The organism is Nocardioides sp. CPCC 206348 (assembly GCF_048654705.1).
GTDB lineage: Bacteria > Actinomycetota > Actinomycetes > Propionibacteriales > Nocardioidaceae > Nocardioides.
Window position 1 is genome coordinate 52,063 of sequence record NZ_JBMCZA010000149.1, and the last position, 5,684, is coordinate 57,746.

A 5,684-nucleotide genomic window follows, 5' to 3' on the forward strand; every position below is an offset into this window, starting at 1 on the left:
CCAGGTCTACAGCGGCCTCGTCTACGGTGGCCCGATGTGGCCACGCCGGATCCTGAAGGGCCTCAACGAGAAGGGAACGCGATGACTGCCTTCGGCGCTCGCCTGTCCGCCGCGATCGCAGAACGCGGCCAGTTCTGCGTCGGCATCGACCCGCACAGCGCGCTGCTGCACGACTGGGGCTACGACGACGACCTCTCCGGGCTCGAGCGGTTCGCGCTCGGCGCGGTGGAGGCCGTGGCGCCGTACTGCAGTGTGGTGAAGCCGCAGTCGGCGTTCTACGAGCGGTTCGGCAGCAAGGGCGTCGCCGTCCTCGAGCGCGTCATCGCCGAGTCCCGTGCCGCCGGTGCGCTGGTCCTGCTCGACGTCAAGCGGGGGGACATCGGCTCGACGTCCCAGGCGTACGCCGATGCGTACCTCGACCCTGCCTCCCCGCTGGCGAGCGACGCGATCACGATCAGCCCCTACCTCGGGTTCGGCTCCCTGCTTCCCTTCGTCGACACCGCGCGCCGCTTCGACGCCGGCCTGTTCGTGCTCGCGGCCACCTCCAACAAGGAGGGTCCCGAGGTCCAGGAAGCCGTGACGAGCGAGGAGTTCGGCGGCCGCACGGTCGCCGCGGCGATGCTCGACCACCTGCGTGAGCTGAACGCCGGCGCCTCCCCGCTCGGTTCCTTCGGCGCCGTTGTCGGCGCCACGATCGACGGCTCGGGCCTCGACTTCGCGCTCAACGGCCCGATCCTCGCTCCCGGGTACGGCGAGCAGGGCGGCACCACCGCCGACATCCTGCGGATCTTCGGGGCGAGCGCCTCCCACGTGCTGGCGTCGTCCTCCCGAGGCGTCCTGCGCCTCGGCCCGGACCCGATCGCCCTGCGCGACGCCGTCCACCGCGGCAACGACGAGTTGCGGGGCCTGCTCGGGTGAGCCTGCGACGTCTCGTGGCGCTCGTTGTCGTCGTGGCGCTGGCGGTGGGTGCCGGCGCCTGGCTGCTGCGGTCCACGGACGACGACGACCCGTTCACGACGTACTGTGCCGAGGTCGAGGAGCGGCGCGGTGAGCTCGGGGCGGCGCTGGCGGCGGGGGAGCGGCTCGGGCTGATCCGCGCGCTGCCGACGTTCGAGCTGCTGGCCGAGAAGGCACCGGAGGATCTTCGCGACGAGTGGCGGATCGTGATCGACCGCGTCACCGAGGTCCGCGACGCCTTCGCGGACGCCGACGTGGATCCCGCGACCTACGACCCCGAGAAGCCGCCGAAGGACCTGCCGAAGGCCGACGTCGACGCGATCCAGGCAGCTGCGGTCCGACTCGGTGCGCGGGAGACGAAGCTGGCGCTCGCCGGCGTCAGCCAGCAGGCGCGTGATGTCTGCAAGACCCCGTTGAGCCTGTAGGAACGCCCACGACGGCGCCGCATTGCCCCGGCCGAACGTGAATGGCTAGATTGACCGCGGCGGCCCCATCCGCCCGAAGACCGCCCTGTTGCAGACCGAAGGATCCCTTTCGTGGCCTTGCCTCCCCTGACACCCGAACAGCGCCAGGCTGCCCTCGCGAAGGCGGCGGCCGCGCGGCGCGAACGGGCCGAGGTGAAGAACCGGTTGAAGAACTCGGGCGGGTCGATCAGCGAGGTCCTCGCGCAGGGTCAGGTCAACGATGTCGTCGGCAAGATGAAGGTCCTCGACCTGCTGCAGGCCGTTCCCGGCCTCGGCAAGGTCCGCGCCCGGCAGGTGATGGAGCGCCTCGGCATTGCCGAGTCCCGGCGGGTCCGCGGTCTCGGCACGAAGCAGATCGCCGCTCTGGAGCGCGAGTTCGCGACCGGTGAGTAGTCGTCTCTTCGTCCTTGCCGGGCCCACTGCGGTCGGCAAGGGCACCGTTGCTGCCGCCATGCGCGACCAGCATCCCGAGGTCTTCCTGTCCGTCTCGGCGACGACCCGGAGCCCGCGACCGGGCGAGGTGGACGGCGTCCACTACCACTTCGTCGACGACGCGACCTTCGACGCGATGATCGCCGAGGACCAGCTGCTCGAGTGGGCCGTGGTCCACGGCGTGAACCGCTACGGCACCCCGCGCGGACCCGTGGACGAGGCGCTGGCCGCCGATCGTCCGGCCATGCTGGAGATCGATCTGCAGGGTGCCCGCCAGGTCCGCAAGACGATGCCCGAGGCCGTCTTCGTGTTCCTCAAGCCGCCGTCGTGGGACGAACTGGTCCGCCGCCTGGTGGGTCGCGGGACCGAGGGCGAGGAGGAGCGGGAGCGCCGACTGGCCACCGCGCGCCTCGAACTGGCCGCCGAGTCGGAGTTCGACGTCACCATCGTGAACGTGGAAGTTAACGCTGCGGTCCAGGACTTGGTAGCCTTAATGGTTGATTCCACCCACGAACTGTGAGGCTCTAACACGTGTCTGCCCCGAACATCGCCGCCGAGGGTGTCACCAACCCCCCGATCGACGACCTGCTGTCCAAGACCGACAGCAAGTACAAGCTGGTTCTCTACAGTGCCAAGCGCGCCCGGCAGATCAACGCCTACTACTCCCAGCTCGGCGAAGGCCTGCTGGAGTACGTCGGCCCGCTCGTGGAGACCCACGTCCAGGAGAAGCCGCTCTCGATCGCGCTGCGCGAGATCAGCCAGGACCTGCTGACCTGCGAGGACATCGACCCGGCCGAGATCGCTGCCGCCGAGGCTGCCGCGGCCGCGCCGGCTGCTGCTGAGTGAACTGACTCCAGCCATGCCCCGCGTCGTGCTCGGTGTGTCCGGCGGTATCGCGGCCTACAAGGCGTGCGAGTTGCTCCGCCGGTTCACCGAGTCCGGACATGACGTGACGGTCGTTCCGACCGCTGCGGCGCTGGAGTTCGTCGGCGCGCCCACGTGGGCCGCGCTGTCGGGCAAGCCGGCGTCCGCCGACGTCTGGTCAGCGGTCCACGAGGTGCCGCATGTGCGCCTCGGGCAGACCGCTGACCTGGTGGTCGTCGCTCCGGCGACCGCCGACCTGCTGGCCAAGGCCGCCCACGGGCTGGCCGACGACCTGCTCACGAACACCCTGCTCACCGCGCGTTGTCCCGTCGTGCTGGCCCCGGCCATGCACACCGAGATGTGGGAGCACCCCGCGACGGCTGCCAATGTCGCCACCCTGCGCGCTCGCGGCATCGTGGTGATCGAGCCCGCCGAGGGCCGCCTGACCGGTGCCGACACCGGCAAGGGCCGGCTGCCCGAGCCGTCGGAGATCTTCGAGATCGCCCGCGACGTGCTCGCCCGCGTCTCGACCGGCGCCTCCGGGAGCCCGTCGCTCACCGACCTCGCCGGACGCAACGTCGTGGTTTCGGCCGGCGGCACCCGCGAACGGCTCGACCCGGTGCGCTTCCTCGGCAACCGCTCCTCGGGCCTGCAGGGCTACGCCCTGGCCCGTGCCGCGGCCGCACGTGGTGCGGAGGTCACGCTGATCGCCGCCAACGTGACCCTGCCCGACCCGGCGGGCGTGAAGGTCGTTCGCGTCGAGTCGACCGCAGAGCTGCGCGACGCCGTACTCACTGCCAGCGCCAGCGCTGACGCCGTGGTGATGGCGGCGGCGCCCGCCGACTTCCGTCCGCTGAACCGGTCGGACGTGAAGATCAAGAAGGCCGACGACGGCTCGGCGCCGTCGATCATGCTCGAGCAGAATCCCGACATCCTCAAGGAGATCTCGACGCACCGGGTCCGCCCGGACGCCGTGATCGTGGGATTCGCGGCGGAGACGGGCGACGCCACCGGCGGCGTCCTGGACCTGGCTCGGGCCAAGCTGGTCCGCAAGGGCTGCGACCTGCTCGTCGTCAATGACGTGAGCGGTGGCGCGGTCTTCGGGAGCGCCGACAACGAAGCGGTGATCCTGGGTTCCGACGGCTCGGCCGTCGAGGTTCCGCACGGATCGAAGTCCGCCCTCGCACACCTCATCTGGGACAACGTCGTCTCCCGTCTCAGCCAGCGATAGTGAGACGACCGGCCATGACTCCGGCCGGTCCGTATCGTTGGATCGACGACAACATCTGTCACACCGTCACTGCCGAGCGGGTTCGGGGGATCCCGTACTCGGTCTGAGAACCAGGAGCTTCCACCAACATGACCGGACGTCTGTTTACGTCGGAGTCGGTGACCGAGGGTCACCCGGACAAGATCGCCGACCAGATCAGCGACACGATCCTCGACTACCTCCTCGAGCACGACCCGTCGAGCCGGGTTGCCGTGGAGACGCTGTTGACCACCGGCCTGGTCGTTGTCGCCGGTGAGGTCACCACCTCGGCGTACGCCCCCGTCGCCCAGCTGGTTCGGGCGAAGATCCTCGAGATCGGCTACGACTCGTCCGAGAAGGGCTTCGACGGCAACTCCTGTGGCGTCCAGGTCGCCATCGGTGCGCAGTCCGCTGACATCGCGCAGGGCGTCGACGACGCCTTCGAGGAGCGCGTGGACGGCTCGGGCGACGAGCTCGACCGCCAGGGCGCCGGCGACCAGGGCCTGATGTTCGGCTACGCGTGTGACGACACCCCCGAGCTCTTCCCCCTGCCGATCAAGATCGCGCAGACCCTCGCCGAGAAGCTCACCGCGGTGCGCAAGGACGGCACGCTGCCCTACCTGCGTCCCGACGGCAAGACCCAGGTCACCATCGAGTATGACGAGGACGACCGTCCCCTGCGTATCGACACCGTGGTCCTCTCGACGCAGCACGCCGAGGACATCGACCAGGAGCAGCTCGCCAAGGACATCCTGGTCAACGTCATCGAGCCCGTTCTCGAGGCCTTCCAGGCCATCGTCCCGTCCGAGGGCTACCAGCTCTTCATCAACCCGACCGGCCGCTTCGTCGTCGGTGGCCCGATGGGTGACGCCGGCCTGACCGGCCGCAAGATCATCGTCGACACCTACGGCGGCATGGCCCGTCACGGTGGCGGCGCGTTCTCCGGCAAGGACCCGTCGAAGGTCGACCGTTCCGCGGCCTACGCCATGCGCTGGGTTGCCAAGAACATCGTTGCCGCGGGCCTGGCCCGTCGCGCCGAGGTCCAGGTCGCCTACGCGATCGGCGTCGCCAAGCCCGTCGGTGTCTTCGTGGAGACCTTCGGCACCGGAGTCGTTCCGGACGAGAAGATCCAGGAGGCCGTGCTCTCGGTCTTCGACCTGCGTCCCGGCGCGATCGTTCGCGACCTCGACCTGCTGCGCCCGATCTACGCCAAGACCGCTGCGTACGGCCACTTCGGCCGCGAGCTGCCCGAGTTCACCTGGGAGCGCACCGACCGCGCCGAGGCGCTCAAGGCTGCTGCCGGGATCTGATCCCACCAGCTTCACCAGACGCCCGTCGTCCCTGCCCGGGGACGGCGGGCGTCCGTGCATTTGCGGATCGCCCCGAGCCGCGTCGGGGGCCGCTGGTAGAACTGCGCCCATGACCCCGACCCCCGACGAGCCGGCACTGGAGCTGCCCGGCCTCGTGCGGGACCGGGCAGCGGAGGGTCGCGCCAAGGCGGCTGCGACGCGCGCCCGCAAGGTGGCGGAGACGGAGCTGGCCACGGTGGATCCGGTCGCCCGGGTCGTCCTCGAGGTGCCGTTGGCCCACCTGGACCGGGTGTTCGACTACCTCGTGCCCGCGGCGATGGACGAGGGGGCAGTCCCGGGAGCGCGGGTCAAGGTGCGCTTCGCCGGGCAGGCGGTGGACGGGTTCGTGGTGGAGCGGACCGCGGCGTC

At 70.2% G+C, this 5,684-nt stretch carries 7 protein-coding genes and 1 pseudogene; all 8 read left to right on the forward strand.

Going from position 1 to position 5,684, the window contains the following annotated elements:
• Nucleotides 1-81 precede the first annotated feature (81 nt).
• Nucleotides 82-918: an orotidine-5'-phosphate decarboxylase gene (pyrF, locus tag ACOADB_RS10495; RefSeq protein ID WP_378597962.1), complete on the forward strand. Its 837-nt coding sequence runs from the start codon at nt 82-84 to the stop codon at nt 916-918.
• 14 nt (nt 919-932) lie between these two features.
• Nucleotides 933-1,382, forward strand: a complete 450-nt coding sequence (locus tag ACOADB_RS10500) for a hypothetical protein (RefSeq protein ID WP_378597964.1) — start codon at nt 933-935, stop codon at nt 1,380-1,382.
• 111 nt (nt 1,383-1,493) lie between these two features.
• Entirely contained in the window at nt 1,494-1,814 is a 321-nt protein-coding gene (mihF, locus tag ACOADB_RS10505; RefSeq protein ID WP_378597966.1) for an integration host factor, actinobacterial type, read from the forward strand.
• Nucleotides 1,807-2,373 (forward strand): guanylate kinase, encoded by a 567-nt coding sequence (gene gmk, locus ACOADB_RS10510; RefSeq protein ID WP_378597968.1) that lies wholly within the window; start codon nt 1,807-1,809, stop codon nt 2,371-2,373. Before mihF ends, gmk begins: the two co-directional genes overlap by 8 nt.
• Nucleotides 2,374-2,384: 11 nt before the next feature.
• Nucleotides 2,385-2,699 (forward strand): DNA-directed RNA polymerase subunit omega, encoded by a 315-nt coding sequence (gene rpoZ / locus ACOADB_RS10515; RefSeq protein WP_056711745.1) that lies wholly within the window; start codon nt 2,385-2,387, stop codon nt 2,697-2,699.
• Between the two features lie 13 nt (nt 2,700-2,712).
• Nucleotides 2,713-3,948 (forward strand): bifunctional phosphopantothenoylcysteine decarboxylase/phosphopantothenate--cysteine ligase CoaBC, encoded by a 1,236-nt coding sequence (coaBC, locus tag ACOADB_RS10520; protein ID WP_378597970.1) that lies wholly within the window; start codon nt 2,713-2,715, stop codon nt 3,946-3,948.
• A 128-nt stretch (nt 3,949-4,076) separates the two neighbouring features.
• Nucleotides 4,077-5,276, forward strand: coding sequence for a methionine adenosyltransferase (gene metK, locus ACOADB_RS10525; protein WP_378597972.1), 1,200 nt, complete (start codon nt 4,077-4,079; stop codon nt 5,274-5,276).
• A 109-nt stretch (nt 5,277-5,385) separates the two neighbouring features.
• Nucleotides 5,386-5,684, forward strand: a pseudogene (locus ACOADB_RS10530) (primosome assembly protein PriA); the annotation flags it as partial.

Bases quoted from the DNA above. Each gene is read 5' to 3' on its own strand.
- coaBC (WP_378597970.1), top strand. From the start codon at position 2,713: ATGCCCCGCGTCGTGCTCGGTGTGTCCGGCGGTATCGCGGCCTACAAG.
- pyrF (WP_378597962.1), top strand. From the start codon at position 82: ATGACTGCCTTCGGCGCTCGCCTGTCCGCCGCGATCGCAGAACGCGGC.
- metK (WP_378597972.1), top strand. From the start codon at position 4,077: ATGACCGGACGTCTGTTTACGTCGGAGTCGGTGACCGAGGGTCACCCG.